The sequence below is a fragment of the Stenotrophomonas maltophilia group sp. msm1 genome (assembly GCF_032025805.1).
Taxonomy (GTDB): domain Bacteria; phylum Pseudomonadota; class Gammaproteobacteria; order Xanthomonadales; family Xanthomonadaceae; genus Stenotrophomonas; species Stenotrophomonas hibiscicola.
The window spans coordinates 176,350-191,395 of the sequence record NZ_JAVSKH010000001.1; the positions used below are offsets into that span (position 1 = coordinate 176,350).

The 15,046-nt window shown below is 68.7% G+C and carries 14 protein-coding genes; 8 read left to right on the forward strand and 6 right to left on the reverse strand.

The genetic code is table 11. The features are described 5' to 3' along the window. Positions 1–25 precede the first annotated feature (25 nt). Together ROV95_RS00790 and ROV95_RS00795 are read left to right on the forward strand one after the other, a co-directional pair. Positions 26–526, forward strand: coding sequence for a PH domain-containing protein (locus tag ROV95_RS00790; RefSeq protein ID WP_021203244.1), 501 nt, complete (start codon positions 26–28; stop codon positions 524–526). Next, a complete protein-coding gene (locus tag ROV95_RS00795; protein ID WP_155030187.1) occupies positions 523–2,061 on the forward strand; it encodes a PH domain-containing protein in 1,539 nt (512 codons plus the stop codon). The genes ROV95_RS00790 and ROV95_RS00795 overlap by 4 nt, the downstream gene beginning before the upstream one ends. A gap of 130 nt (positions 2,062–2,191) precedes the next feature. Here ROV95_RS00795 and ROV95_RS00800 read toward each other — a convergent pair whose 3' ends face one another. Beyond that, positions 2,192–3,250, reverse strand: coding sequence for a CDP-glycerol glycerophosphotransferase family protein (locus ROV95_RS00800; RefSeq protein ID WP_134730038.1), 1,059 nt, complete (start codon positions 3,248–3,250; stop codon positions 2,192–2,194). On the opposite strand from ROV95_RS00800, the gene ROV95_RS00805 reads away from it, so the two are divergent. Next, complete coding sequence (locus tag ROV95_RS00805) at positions 3,249–4,055, forward strand: glycosyltransferase family 2 protein (protein ID WP_021203241.1); 807 nt, start codon at positions 3,249–3,251, stop codon at positions 4,053–4,055. The genes ROV95_RS00800 and ROV95_RS00805 overlap by 2 nt on opposite strands. A 30-nt stretch (positions 4,056–4,085) precedes the next feature. On the opposite strand, the gene ROV95_RS00810 is transcribed toward ROV95_RS00805, so the two are convergent. The 5 genes from ROV95_RS00810 to def form a co-directional block, all read right to left on the reverse strand. Next, positions 4,086–5,342, reverse strand: a complete 1,257-nt coding sequence (locus ROV95_RS00810; RefSeq protein ID WP_312543779.1) for an O-antigen ligase — start codon at positions 5,340–5,342, stop codon at positions 4,086–4,088. Positions 5,343–5,494: 152 nt separating this feature from the next. Beyond that, complete coding sequence (locus tag ROV95_RS00815; protein ID WP_312542278.1) at positions 5,495–7,204, reverse strand: glycosyltransferase family 39 protein; 1,710 nt, start codon at positions 7,202–7,204, stop codon at positions 5,495–5,497. A gap of 23 nt (positions 7,205–7,227) precedes the next feature. Next, positions 7,228–8,559, reverse strand: a complete 1,332-nt coding sequence (rsmB, locus tag ROV95_RS00820; RefSeq protein ID WP_312542281.1) for a 16S rRNA (cytosine(967)-C(5))-methyltransferase RsmB — start codon at positions 8,557–8,559, stop codon at positions 7,228–7,230. A 3-nt stretch (positions 8,560–8,562) separates the two neighbouring features. Further along, complete coding sequence (gene fmt, locus ROV95_RS00825) at positions 8,563–9,486, reverse strand: methionyl-tRNA formyltransferase (protein ID WP_312542283.1); 924 nt, start codon at positions 9,484–9,486, stop codon at positions 8,563–8,565. Positions 9,487–9,606: 120 nt separating this feature from the next. Then, a complete protein-coding gene (def, locus tag ROV95_RS00830; protein WP_312542285.1) occupies positions 9,607–10,119 on the reverse strand; it encodes a peptide deformylase in 513 nt (170 codons plus the stop codon). Positions 10,120–10,245: 126 nt separating this feature from the next. Between def and ROV95_RS00835 the strand changes: the two genes are divergently transcribed. The 5 genes from ROV95_RS00835 (at position 10,246) to ROV95_RS00855 (ending at position 14,964) form a co-directional block, all read left to right on the forward strand. Next, positions 10,246–11,379: a LysM peptidoglycan-binding domain-containing protein gene (locus ROV95_RS00835; RefSeq protein WP_058978742.1), complete on the forward strand. Its 1,134-nt coding sequence runs from the start codon at positions 10,246–10,248 to the stop codon at positions 11,377–11,379. Between the two features lie 166 nt (positions 11,380–11,545). Beyond that, entirely contained in the window at positions 11,546–12,673 is a 1,128-nt protein-coding gene (gene dprA, locus ROV95_RS00840; protein WP_134735064.1) for a DNA-processing protein DprA, read from the forward strand. A gap of 43 nt (positions 12,674–12,716) precedes the next feature. Then, positions 12,717–13,190, forward strand: coding sequence for a DUF494 family protein (locus ROV95_RS00845; protein ID WP_005411195.1), 474 nt, complete (start codon positions 12,717–12,719; stop codon positions 13,188–13,190). Between the two features lie 39 nt (positions 13,191–13,229). Then, the gene (locus ROV95_RS00850) at positions 13,230–13,982 is read left to right on the forward strand and encodes a pilin (protein ID WP_021203235.1); all 753 of its coding nucleotides are present in this window, start codon (positions 13,230–13,232) and stop codon (positions 13,980–13,982) included. Positions 13,983–14,031: 49 nt separating this feature from the next. After that, positions 14,032–14,964 carry an RDD family protein gene (locus ROV95_RS00855; protein ID WP_312542288.1) on the forward strand — a complete coding sequence of 311 codons (933 nt, stop codon included), beginning with the start codon at positions 14,032–14,034 and terminating at the stop codon, positions 14,962–14,964. Positions 14,965–15,046 lie beyond the last annotated feature (82 nt).

Genomic DNA, 15,046 nt, shown 5'->3' on the forward strand with positions numbered 1-15,046 from the left:
CGCCCTGCCACCTGACGGAGCCCGCGTGACCGACATCTCCCTGACCGCTCCGCCCGCCGACGCGTGGCAGTCGCTGCCGCGCCGCGCCGCGCGGCTGGCGGCATTGGAAGGCGCTTTCGGCGGCCTGTTTGTGCCAGGCCTGCCGCTGGCGGCTGCATGGTGGTTCTTCGATCTACCCGGCGGCGCGTGGGTCGCCGCCCTCGGGCTGCTGGCAGGGGCTGCATGTGGCGCATGGCTCAGCCACCGCCGCCTGGTCCGCACCCGTTGGCGGCTGGACGCACAGGGCCTGGGGCTGCGGCGAGACCTGATGTGGCAGCTGGAAACCCGTATTCCCATTTCGCGCGTACAACACCTGGACCTGCGCAGGGGCCCGCTGGAACGCCGTGCAGGACTTGCCACGCTGATCGTGCATACCGCCGGCACCCGCATGAGCGCGGTGACCGTGAGCGGCCTGGATGAAACCGACGCCGAGCGCCTGCGCGACACCCTTTCGCACCAGCTCGACCAGGACGCTGACGCCCTGTGAGCCTGCCACCGCCTCTGCCTGCAGCACTGCGCGCCGGTGGCGAGGACCACCGCCTGCACCCGTGGTCATGGCTGTTCGTGCTGCTGATGCAGCTGCGCCACTACTTCCTGCCGCTGGTCGCACTGCTGGTATTCGGTCAGCGCGGCGACCACGATCCGATGTGGGCGCAGTTGATCCCACTGTCGGCGATCGCCGCGCTGGTCCTGGTCTCGGTGCTGCAGTACCTCAGCTACCGTTACCGCATCGGCAGCGATGCGATCACCGTGCGCAGCGGTCTGCTTGCGCGCAACCGGCGCGAGATTCCGTTCGCCCGCATCCACAACGTGGAAGTGCGGCAGAATCCGCTGCACCGGCTGTTCGGCGTGGCCGAGCTGCGCCTGGAGTCGGCCGGCGGCGTGCGCCCGGAAGCGGAAATGCGAGTGCTGAAGCTGGACCAGGCGCTGGCGCTGGAACGTCTCGTGCGCCAGCGCGGGCAGGCACCGCAGGCCGCCGACGCTGTCCCCGCGCCTGCGGTCACCGTGGCCGACACCGAACACGTCCTGCTGCGCCTGTCCAGCTGGGACGTGATGCGCATGGGCCTGCTCTCCAATCGGGGCTGGGCACTGGCGGTTGCCGCCTTCGGCGTGCTGTTCCAGACCGTGCCGCGGCCGGTGATGGACGAAGCCATCCAACGTGGAGGCCGCGAGGCTTTCGGTTACGCCAGCCACCTGCACCCCGGCGTAGCAGGCGCTTTCCTGCTGCTGGCCGCCGCACTGCTGCTGGGCTGGCTGGCGCTGCGTGCGCTGTCGGTGGTGCTGACCCTGCTGCGCTATCACGGCTTCACCCTCAGCGAGCAGGATCGCCGCCTGACCGTCTCGGCCGGCCTGCTCAGCCGCACCCGCAGCAGTGTCGCGCGTCGCCGCATCCAGGCCTGGACGCTGCGCGAAACCACCCTGCATCGGTGGTTCGGCCTGCGCCAGCTGCGCATCGACAGCGCTGCCGGTGGCCCTGCGCGCGATGAGGACCGCGCCCTGCGCGAGCTGGCACCACTGGCCCAGGCGACGCGCTGCGAGCAGCTGGTGCAGCACCTGTTGCCTCAGCTGCAGTGGCCGCCGACGCAATGGCACTCCATTCCGCAGCGTGGCTGGTGGCGGCTGTGTCTGGGAACGCTGCTGCTGGTACCCCTGTTGGCCGCAGCCGCGTACTGGCGCTGGGGGCCATGGGGCCTGCTGGTGCTGGCGTGGCTGCCGGTGGCGCTGCTGGTCGCTCATCGGCAGATGGCACGCATGGCCTGGCACCTGGACGAGCACTACGTGGCAGTGCGTGGCGGTTGGTGGAAGCGCTGGTGGCGCTGGGCCGAACTGGACAAGGTGCAGGGCCTGCGCCTGCTGCGCTCGCCGCTGGACAAGCTGTTGGGCACCAGCAGCCTGCAGCTGGATACTGCCGGCGCGCATGGCGATGTGGCATTGACCCTGCACCATCTGCCGCAGGCACAGGCGCAGCAGGTGATGGATCAGCTGGCTGCGGCGCTGGCGCGGCGCAAGCTGCGCTGGTAGGTAGTGCCGGCCGCTGGCTGGCAACCGCAGACATCCCCGAGCTTGCCGGCCAGCGGCCGGCACTACCGCGAGCGGGGGCGCGCATCCACGCATGGCATGGATCTACTCTAGAGCCGAGCCAATGCTCGGCTTACCGCTGCGACGGGCCCCAATAGCCCAGGTCCCTGCGGATCTGCAGATCACGCATCCAGCTGCCGAACGGCTTGCGCCGCAGCGCGCCCATTTCACCAGACAGGAAATCCTCGGTCGCCGTGATCACGCGCTCACTGGACAAGCCATCGCGGTACGGGTGGATGGCGTCGGCATAGCGCACGATCTCCGCCTGCAGCGCCGCGTCCGGGTGCAGCGCACGCGTCAGCATCGCCTGCAGCTGCGCAGGATCATTGAAGTCGATCATGTGTGGCTTGGGCACGCGGTTGCGGAAGGTCACCACCGGCTTGTGCTGCACGATGAACTCCGAAACGATCGACGAGGTATCCGACACCAGCACGTCGGCGGCGCGCTGCGCGGCCATCACCTGCTCCGGCTCGATGAAGCGGGCATTGGCACCGGCCAGCGCGCGGTAGCGTTCGAACAGGTCCTGCGGGCACTTCGGGTGCAGGGTGAGAAGCCAGTAATGGTCACCGGCGGCGATATCGGCGGCGATCTGCGGGTGCAGGTGCGGCGCTGCGCTCAGGCGCTCGGTGAAGGTCGAACCGAACAGGATCACCGGGCGTCCTCCAGCGGCGGCGCGCAGCGCGGCGCTCTCGCCACCATCGTCGCGGAACAGCGGATCCAGCTTCGGCCAGCCCGTCTCGGCCACCGCGAAGTGGCCCTGCAGGGCCGCGATCTCACGAAACGGCGCGGTGGTGGCCGGCCCCTGCGTGCAGTACAGGTCGAACATGCCGCGCACCCGGAAGTGGCCGCGCGCGCTGTCCCGCTTCTCCACGTTGAAGCCATGGAACAGCTGCACCTTGGCGCCCGAAAGGAACGTCGGCACCCAGTTGGCCGCGCTGAACACCGCCCGCGGACGCAGGGCCAGGGCCTGCTTCAGGCCCACGTTGGGCACCCCCGGCAGGCTGCTGCCGGCCGCGCCGTCCTCGAACCAGGCCGCCACCTCCTGCCCGGATGCGTGCAAGGCCTGCGCCAACGGGGCGAGAATAGGCAGCGCATAGCGCTCCGTCGCAAACAACAGGTACCCGGCCATCATGTCCTCCACGACCGCTCCCATCGAACGGCCTCGCATCTCGGCGTGCATTATCGCGTTCAACGAGGCCGGGCGCATCGGCGACTGCCTGGCCTCGCTGGCGTTCTGCGATGAGATCGTGGTGGTGGACTCGTACTCCACCGATGCCACCGTCGCCATCGCCGAAGCTGCCGGCGCCCGTGTTCTGCAGCGCCGGTTCGACGGTTTCCGCAGCCAGAAGGCATTCTGCGTCGAGCAGGCCCGCCACGACTGGGTACTGTGCCTGGATGCCGACGAACGGATCAGTCCGGAACTGCGCGCGGCCATCGAACAGGCCCGCGACAGTGGCTTCAGCGGCCATGCCGGCTACCGTTTCGCCCGCCTGTCGGAGTATTTCGGCAGGTTCCTGCGCCATGGCAACGCCTACCCGGACCGAGTGTTGCGCCTGTTCGACCGCCGCCAGGGCGGCTGGCGCGGCAAGCGAGAGATCCACGAGGCTGCCAGCGTCGACGGCAGCGTCGGTACCCTGCGCGGCGACCTGGTCCACTATCCCTACCGCTCATTGCAGCAGCAGCTGGCCAAGACCGAGAAATACGCGCGGATGATGGCCGAGCACGAGTTCGCACGCGGCAAGCGGGCCACGCTGGGCAAGCTGGTGCTGGCGCCGGCCTGGCGGTTCTGGCGCGGCTTCCTGTTCCGTGGCGGCTTCCGCGACGGCTGGCATGGACTGGTCTATGCCTACGTACGCGCCAACTACGTGCGGCAGAAAACCATCATGCTGTGGATGCTGGGCAACGGCCAGGCCGTGGCTGACCCGCCGAACCCCTGATCGCCCGGCCCTGTCCGGGGCGCCGCTGGATCACGCCCCGGTGATTGCCCGGTGGCGCGCGCCCTCGACGATCGACAGGCCGGTCAGCAGGCCGACCAGGGTCACGTAGAAACTGGCTGTCATCTGGTGCGCGAACATCGACTGGGTCAGGCCGCACAGTGCGTAGGTGATCACCAGCATGATGCCGGCTGCGGCCGGCCCCCGGAAGGTCGACCGTCCGCTGCGGCGATGCAGGCGCACGAACAACCAGAGCGGGATGCCATACACCGCCAGCAACAGCAGCAGGCCCGGTACGCCCTGGGTCGCTGCCCATTCGGCAACATCGTTGTGCGCATGCCCCAGGTGGCAACGCAACTCTTCCGGGTTCTCACGGCAGACCGGCACGCGCAGCATCGCGCTGTCGAAATGACCGATGCCAACACCCACCAGCGGGTGGTCGAGGAAGGTCTCCCAGGCCACCTGCAGGCGTTCCACGCGGGCACCGGCGGAAGAATCACTGTCGCCCAACTCCATCCGCTGCACGTCACTGTGCAGCTCGCTCAGGCGGACCTGGTGGCGCAGTTCCGGTACCGACAGCAGCAGGGTCGCACCGATCGCCAGCATGCCTGCCAGCACCGACAGGCGCGCCGCGCCGGTGCGCCAGCGCAGGCTCAACGTCAGCACCACCAGCAGCGCCAGCAAGGCGGCGAACACACCGCGGCTGCCGGTCAGCACGATGGTGCCGCAGCCGGCCGCCATGCCGAGGATCACCAGCGACCAGCGCCGCGACGGGCGACAGAACACCAGCAGCACCATCAAAACCATCACGATGTCGGCCAGCACGATGGCGTTGGTGAACAACTCTGCGCGCGGGGCGCCACCCAGCACCTGCCACAGTGACATCGAGAAGGCGGCGAGCAGGCCGGTCAATGATCCGTACCAGAGCCACCGCACGTCGGGACGCAGCGCGCAGACCCACAGCGCGATCCACGGGATCACCACGAACCGCGACCGGTTGTCGACGTCACGCAGGCCCTGCTCGAACAACACTACCGACATTAGGCCGAGCGCCAGCACCGCCAGCATCAGCCAGGCCAGCAATTTCACCGGCTGGCCGGCCATCCCGCGCGCGCGCCACAGCAGCTCCGGCGCCAGCAGCGTGCTCAGCAGTAGCAGCAGGCCATACGGCAACAGGTTGATGGGCAAGGTCAGCACCAGTGCCGGCAGGCAGAACAGGCCCAGTTGGGCCAGCCCATGCGCCACCCGCTGACGTCCGCCGGCGGGAACGCCCAGCGGATCGCCGGCCATGAGGTTCAGGTTGTCCGGTGAAGCTGGCACGTCGGGAAGTATCGCTGCAATCGGCTGGAAAGAACGGGAAGGGGCGGTGCAGGCCATCCCGGCCTGCTGTTTTACTGCCTTTGGCCCCGCTTGGACAGACTGGACAAGCAGGAAGGGGGAGACTAGTCATGTTCCTGCAGACGCCGTTCACGTTCCCGCTCCGCTGCGGTGCCCACGCAGGGCACCTTCACCGCCGCCGCCGGCACCAGCCACCAGCGCCGCCGGTTGGCTACGCCGGCCAGTTCAGAGCGGCTGCGGTCGACGCACGACAGCATTGCGTACTCGTGGACCAGCAACCAACGGCGTTCGGGCGCAAGCCGCTGCCAGCGCGTGGCCGCAATCAGCTGCTCGTCCCAGTCCGACTCGAAACCGAAGGTCGCTGCGGGGCGGTCGGCCAACAGCAGATGCTGCTCCTTCCAGGCCACCAGCCCAAGCTCGGCATCCGGGCCCAGCCGTGTACCAACCGTGCGCATCAGGCCGCGGGCGGAACTGGAATCGTTCAGCAGCGGGTAGCCGACCAGGCTGTACAGCACCCAGACCATCGCCAGGGTCGACACCAGCGCCAGATGCCGGCGACGACCGCAGGCCAGCAGGCTCAATGCGCCCCACACGCCCATCGCCAGGATCGTCCAGGCCAGCGCGTCGACGGCGCCGGGCGCCAGTCCGCGGCTGTGGGTCAGGCGCAGCTCGAAGGCCGGGTCGCCCAGCACCGCCATCGCGCCAGCCAGGACCAGGCCCAGTGACAGCAGGCCGGTGAACACTCCCACCACGGCCTGCACATCGCGCCGCTTCAGCAGCCCCGGCAGCAACGGCGCCAGCGCCAGGCAGAACATCGGCAGCGCCGGCAGGATGTAGACATCGCGCTTGCCGTCGGGGATCGAGAAGAACAGCACCACCATCAACCACCAGGACAGCGGCAGCAGATAGCGCGGATCGCGCCGGCGCAGCCGCCGCAACCAAGCCGGAAGCGCCCACGGCAGCAGCAGGAACGCGGGGATCCACATCGACGGCATGATCGCCAGGAAGTACCACCAGGGCTGGTGGTGGTCCCACGAGTGCGTATAGCGACGCGCCGTCTGCTGGAACAGGATGTCGTCCATGTACGCGCGGTACTCGTCCGAACCGGTGGCAAAACCGGCCAGCAGCATCGGCGCCAGCCACAACGACACCGCCAGCAGGAAGGCCAGCGGCGCCAGCCAGAAGCGGGCATCGCGCGCGTGCAGTGCCACCCGTGGCCATTGCAGTACCGCAGCGGTCACCGCCGGCACGATCATCAGCAGCGCCAGCATGCCCACGCCCTTGGTGATCACGCCGATGCCAGCGAAGAACCAGCCCAGCCACCACCAGCGCCAGCCTGGTCCCAGCAACAGGTGGCGCAGCAGGCCGTAGTTGGCCAGGGTGATGAACAGCAGCAGCAGTGGATCGATCTGCGCCTTCTTCGCCTGGAAGGTGAACTGCAGCGCGAACAGCAGCGCCCAGCCGGCGTAAAGCCCCACCCGCCGTGTCCACAGCCGCCGCCCGAGGTCGACCACGCACCACAGCGTACCCAGTGCCGCCAGCAGCGACGGCAGCAGGAAGGCCACGCGCCACTGCCCGACCAGGCCGTACAGCGTAGCCTGCCACCACATCAGCATCGGCGGCTTGTCCGAATACAACTCGGTACCGCGGTGCGGGAACAGCCAGTGGCCGCTGTCGACCATCTGCTTGGCCACCAGCGCAAAGCGCGGCTCGTCCGATGGCCACGGATCACGAAGGCCCAGCCCGGCCCCCAGCAGCAGCAGGGCCATCGCCACGAACAACCACGTCTCGCGCGACGCGCGGGAATTCAGCATGGGACTCGGAACGTCAGCGGGGGTCAGGCTGTTTTTAGCAGACGCGCGTAAAAGAATCCGTCAGCATCGCTGTCACCCGGCAGTCGCTGGCGCGCGATTCCCTCGCAGTCCAGGCCGAATCGGTCATCCAGCGGCTCTGCCACCGCGTCCGGGTGCCATTTCAGGAACGCCCGCACCTGGTCGATGTTCTCCGCACGCAGGATCGAGCAGGTGGCATACAGCAGCACGCCGCCCGGACGCAGCATCGACCAGCAGGCCTCCAGCAGGCGGGCCTGCACACCGACCAGCGCATCGATATCCTCGGCACGTCGGTGGAACATCACATCCGGCTGCCGCCGGATCACGCCGGTAGCCGAGCACGGGGCATCGAGCAGGATCGCGTCGAACGGCACGCCATCCCACCAGGCACCCGGATCACTGGCATCGGCAGCCAGGGTCTGCGCATGCTCGCCCACGCCAGTGCGAACGTAGGTGTCACGTGCACGGGCCAGGCGGCGCACGTCGATATCCAGCGCCAGCAGGCGCAGGCCGGGGTCGCGCTCCAGCAGGTGCGCCGACTTGCCACCGGGGGCCGCACAGGCGTCCAGAACGCGGGCACCGGCCGCCGGGGCCAGCGCGTCGGCCGCACACTGCGCCGACAGGTCCTGCACCGAGATGGCGCCTTCGGCGAAGCCGGGCAGCTGATTCACGGCAACCGGCGAGGCCAGGCGCAACGCGTCGGCGCTGAGCGGACTGGCTTGCGCGGTAATGCCAGCTTCGGCCAGCGTCGCCAGTGCCTTGTCGCGGCCGCCCTGCTGGCGGTTGGCGCGCAACCACAACGGCGCCGGCTGCAGGCTGGCGGCAAAGATCGCCTCGGCCTGGGCCGGCCAGTCGCGCTCGACGGCATCGGCCAGCCACGCCGGGAAGGCATCGCGCGCAGGCTGTTCCGGGAAACCTTCGCGCTGCGCGCGGCGCAGGATCGCATTGACCAGGCCCGCCTGGCGCTCACGACCCAGGGCACGCGCGGCATCGACCGTGGCCGACAGCGCCGCGTGCGCCGGCAGCTCGAGCACGTCCAGCTGGGCGAACCCGACCATCAGCAGCGTGCGCAGGTCTGCATCACGCGCCGACAGCGGCTTCTGCATCCACGACTGCAGCGCCGCGTCATAGGTGCTGCGACGACGCAGGACGGCGAAGCACAGCGCTTCCAGCAGCGCGCGGTCGCGGCTGTCGGCCAGCTTCGGCAGCGCCCAGGCCAGTTCGGCCTTCAGCGACCGGCCACGGGTGAACACCTGTGCCAGCACGCGTGCGGCCAGCATGCGCGTGGCCGCTCCCGGCGCCGCCTTGGCGACGGAGAAATCGTTCTGCTTCGACACCGCTTATGCTCCCACGCGCAGATCGCGGCGGGCGTTGAGGTAGTCGGCCGCAGTAATCGCCTTGCCACCTTCCCGCTGCAGTACACGCAGGCGCAGTGCGCCCTGGGCACAGGCGATGTCGATGCCATCACGGCCGGCGGCCAGCACCGTGCCCGGCGCCTGGCCGTGGTCTGCCTCCAGTGCCACCGCGCCATGGATGCGCACGCGTTCGCCGGCCAGCGTTGCCTCGGCGATCGGCCACGGATTGAACGCGCGCACGGTACGCGCCAGCGCGCCGGCGTCCTGCGCCCAGTCCAGCCTGGCTTCGGCCTTGTCCAGCTTGTGCGCATACGTCACGCCCTGTTCCGGCTGCGGCCGCGCGATCGGCTTGATGCCCGCGCGCAGCAGGCCCAGGCCATCGGACAGCACCTGTGCGCCCAGCTCGGCCAGCTTGTCATGCAGCTGGCCACCGGTATCGGTGGCCGCGATCGGCAGTTCCTGGTGCAGCAGCACCGGGCCGGTGTCCAGGCCGGCCTCCATCTGCATCAGGCAGACGCCGGTCTTGGCGTCGCCGGCCTGGATCGCGCGCTGGATCGGCGCGGCACCGCGCCAGCGCGGCAGCAGCGAGGCATGCACGTTCCAGCAGCCGTGGGTCGGAATGGCCAGCACCGCCTTGGGCAGGATCAGGCCATAGGCCACTACCACCATCAGATCCGGCTGCAGGTCGCGCAGCTGCTGCTGGGCGGCCGCGTCCTTCAGCGACTCCGGCTGGTAGACCGGAATGCCACGGGCCACGGCTTCCAGCTTGACCGGCGACGGCGCCAGGCCACGGCCACGGCCGGCCGGACGATCAGGCTGGGTGTAGACGGCCACGACCTCATGATGGCGCGCAGCCGCGCGCAGCGATGACACCGCGAATTCCGGCGTACCGGCAAAGACAATCCTCATGGCTACCCCACTTGCAGGATGGATTCGTGCAGGAAAGAAAACGGCGCCGTCGGCCGGCGCCGTACAGCCCGCGCGTGCCGCGCAGGCGCGGGCCACCCGAAGGGTGGCCCGGATTGGCGATCACGCCACGTGCTTGCGCTGCTTGGCCAGCTTCTTGCGCACCATCTCGCGCTTGAGCGGCGACAGATAGTCGATGAACAGCTTGCCGTCCAGGTGATCCATCTCATGCTGGATGCAGGTGGCCAGCAATTCGCCGGCTTCCATCTGCTGTTCCTGGCCGTTGCGGTCCAGGTATTTCACGGTGATGGTATCGGCACGGGTGACGTCAGCGAAGATGCCCGGAACCGACAGGCAGCCTTCCTGGTACACCCGGCCCCCGTCCTTGGCGACGATCTCCGGGTTGATGAACACATGCGGTTCATTCTTTTCTTCGCTGACGTCGATGACCATGAAGCGCTTGTGCACGTCCACCTGGGTGGCGGCCAGGCCGATGCCCGGGGCGTCGTACATGGTCTGGAACATGTTGTCGATCAGTTCCTGGAAGGCCGGCGTGGTGACTTCGGCGGCTTCGATCAACGCAGCCTTGGTACGCAGGCGCGGATCGGGGAACTCGAGAATGGGGAGAAGGGCCATGGCTGTTTCCGGATAGGGGGCCGGCACGCCGGCATACGTCGCAGATTCTAGCTCCAACGCTTGCCTTGCGCCCCGGTTTCTGGACTATAGTGCGCGAACCTGTTGGGGAATCAGGGCTTCACACCTATGTTGCTTCGTTTTCGTACGGTCGTCGCCGCGGCGATGCTGACCGTGGCTGCCTATGCTACCGCCGTGGAAGTGAATGGCGGGCACCCGGACACCTATGTGGTCCGAAAAGGGGATACGTTGTGGGATATCGCCGCACGTTTCCTGCAGAAGCCGTGGCTGTGGCCGGAGATCTGGCAGGCCAATCCGCAGATCGCCAATCCGCACCTGATCTATCCCGGTGACGTGCTCAGCCTGGCCTATCTGGACCGGGTGACCGTCGCTGCCAAGCCCGGCCCGCGCCAGGAAGCCCCGATCGATGCCATTCCGCTGGCCCAGGTCGAGCCGTTCCTGAAGCAGCTGAGCGTGGTCGACAGCATCGAGCAACTGCCCTACGTGGCCGGCCTGGAGGAAGAACGCCTGCGCGTCACCAGCGGCAGCGCGGTGTACGTACGCCTGGCCGACGCCCAGCTGGGCCAGCGCTGGGCCGTGGTCCGCCCGACCGTGCGCTATGCCCAGCCCAAGCCGACCGAGGACCTGACCGCCAACGGCGACGTCACCCCGGGCAGCGGCAACCTGTGGCGGGCCTACAACGCCCCCAACCACCGCCGCGGCGTGCTCGGCTATGAGCTGGCCCAGGTCGCCACCGGCACCATCACCCATGTCGCCGGCGGCAAGGTCGAGGCGTCCACCCTGGTGCTGGACAAGAACGAGGGCGGCCGCGAGGTACGTGCGGGCGACCGCCTGGTCCCCGTCGAGGCCAGGCCCTACGACCTGCAGTTCATCCCCCATGTCCCGGCCGCCGGTGTCGAGGGCGTCGACGTGCGCGTGCTGGCCGTTGCCGACATGTTCACCGCTGGTGGGCCGCGCGACGTGATCGCGATCTCCGCAGGCCGCGCGCAGGGCGTGGACAACGGCACCGTGTTCTCGCTGTGGCGCCCGGGCCGCCACGTGGCGCACCGCATGAAGTACCCGAACTCCTCGCGCATGGATGATTCGCTCAGCACCGGCGCCGGCCGCGTCTCGCTGCCGGACGAATACGCCGCACACGCCATGGTGTTCCGTACCTTCGACAACGTCAGCTACGCACTGGTGATGCAGGGCGTGAAGCCGGTGCGCGTGGGATACAACGCACTGCACCCGGATGCGCGGTAGAGTCGACTGTTAGTCGACTGCTCTTCACCGCCCCCCGAAAGCGCCCGCGCTGCGCGCGGTAGTCGACTGACAGTCGACTCTACAGGGGCGGTCTCCGGCAAAGTCTGACAGCCACATGCGAAGGCGCCCTAGGGCGCCTTTGTTGCATGCGCTCGATAGTGGGGGGATGACCAACCAAGCTGACGAGGCGCTGCTGCGCCTGTTGATGGCAGGCGGCGCGCTGGCACCACGGCGGGCCCTGCTGCAGGCCGCAGGCAGGGCGGAAATCGCGATCGCGCAGGGTGCCGCGAACTGGCGCGCGCACGGTTGCACGCCAGAGCAGTGCGCCGCACTGGACCGCCCCGACGCCCGGGCCTTGGCCGTGGCACGGCGCTGGCTGGAAGACGACAACCAGCACCTGCTGGCCTTCACCGATCCGACCTTCCCCCCGCCCCTGCTGGATGTCCCCAATCCCCCCCTTGCGCTGTTCATCGCCGGCGACCCCAGCCGGGCCTGGCGCCCATCGGTTGCGCTGGTCGGCAGCCGCTCGCCAACGCCGGGCGGACGCGCGCTGGCAGCCCGGTTTGCCGGCTGCTTCGTCGACGCCGGGCTGGCGGTGACCAGCGGCCTGGCGGCGGGCATCGATGCCGCCGCCCACCAGGCCACGCTGGACGCGGGGGGCTGCACCGTGGCGGTGATCGGCACCGGACCGGACCGCGCCTATCCGGACAGCCACGCCCGGCTGCAGGCGCGCATCGCCGCCGAAGGCGTGGTGCTCAGCGAGTACCTGCCCGGCACGCCCGCACGCCCCGGCCACTTTCCTGCCCGCAACCGGCTGGTAGCCGGGCTGGCCCTGGCCACGGTGGTGGTCGAGGCCGCCCAACGCTCGGGTGCCCTGATCACCGCACGCCTGGCCGCCGAGGCCGGCCGCGAGGTCTGCGCCCTGCCCGGCTCGGTGCTCAATCCGCGCGCTGCGGGCTGCCACAGGCTGATCCGCGAGGGTGCCGCACTGGTCGAGCGCCCGGAGGAGGTCCTCGAACTGCTGGCCCCCGCCCTCCGCCAGCAGCTGCCGGGCTTGCAATCACGGCTGGCCACCCCCACTGAACAGGCACCGCCCGCACGCCTGCCGGCGCACTGGGCCGACGACCCTGACTACCAGTGCTTGTGGCGGGCGCTGGAGCACAACCCAAGCAGTATGGATTCACTGATCACACGCTGTGGATTGACGGCGCCCCAGGTGTCCTCCATGCTGCTGGCCATGGAACTGGCGGGAATCGTGGTGTGCGTACACGGCCGCTACTGTCGAACTCCCTAGTTTCTTCACCTCCACAGCGTCGCGCGACGCAGGCCGAGGGGCAATGAAAGAGAGCATCCTGGATGTACTGCTGTACCTGTTTGAACACTATTTCAGCGAAGATGCGGACCTGATCCGTGACCGCGATTCGCTCCAGAACGGCCTGATCCAGGCCGGTTTCAGCCCAACCGAGATCAACAAGGCGTTCGACTGGCTCGATGCCCTGGCCGCGCAGCGGCCGAGCGTGGCCCAGGCTCGGGTCGATGGCCCCGTGCGCGTGTACCACGGCCCCGAGCTGGACAAGCTGGACGTGGAATGCCGCGGGTTCCTGCTGTACCTGGAACAGCACGGCATCCTCGATGCCGACCAGCGCGAGCTGGTGCTGGACCGGGCAATGGCCCTGGACCAGGACGAACTGGACCTGGACGACCTGAAGTGGGTTGTGCTGATGGTGCTGTTCAACCAGCCCGGCTCCGAGGCGGCGTATGCCTGGATGGAGACGCAGATGTTCATGGACGAGCCAGAACCCCTGCACTGACCGTACACTTGGGGGCATAGCGCATTCAGGAGCGTCCCCGTGAGCGAGTGGTTCCATGCAGAAGGCAACCGGCAGCAAGGCCCGCTGCCGGCGGAACAGTTGGTCGAGTTGTTCCGCAACAACCAGATCTCCCTGGACACCCTGGTCTGGCGCGACGGCCTGCCGCAATGGCAGCCGTTGCGCACCGTGGTCGACGAGCTCGGCCTGATCGTGCCGGCGCTGGACGCCGCTGCACCGCCCGTGGAACCCGAACCGGAGCCGGCAGCACCGCCTCCGCCGCAGCCACCGGTGCTGCCACCGTCCACGCCCTACGCCACCAGCGCAGCGGCCAGCGCCCTGCCGACGCCGAAGAAGAAGCTGTCCGGCTGCGCCCTGACCGCCATCATCGGCGGCGGCCTGCTGCTGGTGCTGGTACCGATCGTGGCCATCCTGGCCGCCATCGCGCTGCCCGCCTACAACGACTACACCCTTCGCGCCAAGGTCGCCGGCGCAGTGACCGCACTGCAGCCGCTGAAGGACCAGGTGCAGCATTTCGCCGATGACGAAGGCCGCTGCCCGGGTGGCAACGACGCCGGCTTCCCGGCCCCGGGTGATTTCGCCCATGCAGGGCTGTCAGCGGTGAACATCGGTCGCTTCAACAACGGCCACTGCGGCATCGAAGCCACCCTGGCGCTGCCCGGCAAGAGCCTCGATGGCGATCTGCTGTGGCTGGAATACGATCGCGACAGCGGCCGCTGGGAATGCAGCGGCGAGAGCAACGACAAGTACCTGCCGCCGTCGTGCCGCGGCTGAACCGCGCGCACGCCAGCACCTCCAAGGATGATTCAACAGGGAACATGCAATGACTGAGTGGTACTACGCCGAAGGACAGCAACGCCAGGGCCCGCTGCCGGTCCAGGAGATCCGCCAGCGCTTCCAGCGCGGCCAGCTCAACCTGGACACCCTGGTCTGGCGGGAGGGCATGGCCCAGTGGGCTGCGCTGCGGCAGATGGTCGACGAGCTCGGCCTGCAGACGCTGGCCGATGCCAGCGCTGCCAGCAGCAGCGGCGGGTTCGACCTGCGCAGCGACTACGCCGCCATCGACAGCGGCACCGCACCGCTGCCCGGCACCGGCGCGCTCAGCAGCTCGCCTTACAGCGCTCCAGCGGCCACCAGCAGCGGTGGCCACGCGCAGCCGGTGGTTGGCGGTGAAGTGGTCTACGCAGGCTTCTGGAAGCGTGTGGCGGCCTACATGATCGATTACTTCGTGCTGGTCGTCCCCGGCAGCATCATCGGTGCCATTCTTGGTGCGATACTCGGCGCCAGCATGGGCGCGGTGGGCAGCGGCGAATCGGCCATCGAGATCGTTGCCCAGCTGGCCAGTGCCCTGATCAACCTCGGCATCGGCATGGCCTACTACACCTGGTTCCATGCCTCGCAGGGCGGCGCCACGCTGGGCAAGATGGCAGTCGGTATCAAGGTGGTGCACGGCAACGGCGAACGCCTGACCAAGGCCCGCGCATTTGGTCGCTACTGGGCCATGCTGCTGAGCAGCTTCACGCTCGGCATCGGTTTCCTGATGGCCGCCTTCACCGAACGCAAGCAGGGCCTGCACGACATGGTCTGCGACACCCTCGTGGTCGACCGCTGGGCCTACACCGACCAGCCGCAGCTGCAGCGCCGGGAGCTGGGCACGGTAACCGTACTGGTGCTCGTGCTGACCGGCCTGCTGTCTCTGGTCGGCCTGGCCCTGCTGGTGTTCGCGGTAGGCTTCATCGCCAAGATGGCCTCGTGAACGGCCATCCTCACGCCTGGCTGCTTGACACGGGCCGGCCGGGCGTGATTCCTCTAATAAGGTGAAACCTGAACGCCCGGCA

Coding starts and splice junctions, on each gene's coding strand:
- ROV95_RS00805 (WP_021203241.1), top strand. CDS start 3,249: ATGTCCTCCACGACCGCTCCCATCGAACGGCCTCGCATCTCGGCGTGC.
- ROV95_RS00800 (WP_134730038.1), bottom strand. CDS start 3,250: ATGATGGCCGGGTACCTGTTGTTTGCGACGGAGCGCTATGCGCTGCCT.
- ROV95_RS00810 (WP_312543779.1), bottom strand. CDS start 5,342: ATGGCCGGCGATCCGCTGGGCGTTCCCGCCGGCGGACGTCAGCGGGTG.
- ROV95_RS00815 (WP_312542278.1), bottom strand. CDS start 7,204: ATGCTGAATTCCCGCGCGTCGCGCGAGACGTGGTTGTTCGTGGCGATG.
- fmt (WP_312542283.1), bottom strand. CDS start 9,486: ATGAGGATTGTCTTTGCCGGTACGCCGGAATTCGCGGTGTCATCGCTG.
- def (WP_312542285.1), bottom strand. CDS start 10,119: ATGGCCCTTCTCCCCATTCTCGAGTTCCCCGATCCGCGCCTGCGTACC.
- ROV95_RS00835 (WP_058978742.1), top strand. CDS start 10,246: ATGTTGCTTCGTTTTCGTACGGTCGTCGCCGCGGCGATGCTGACCGTG.
- dprA (WP_134735064.1), top strand. CDS start 11,546: ATGACCAACCAAGCTGACGAGGCGCTGCTGCGCCTGTTGATGGCAGGC.
- ROV95_RS00845 (WP_005411195.1), top strand. CDS start 12,717: ATGAAAGAGAGCATCCTGGATGTACTGCTGTACCTGTTTGAACACTAT.
- ROV95_RS00855 (WP_312542288.1), top strand. CDS start 14,032: ATGACTGAGTGGTACTACGCCGAAGGACAGCAACGCCAGGGCCCGCTG.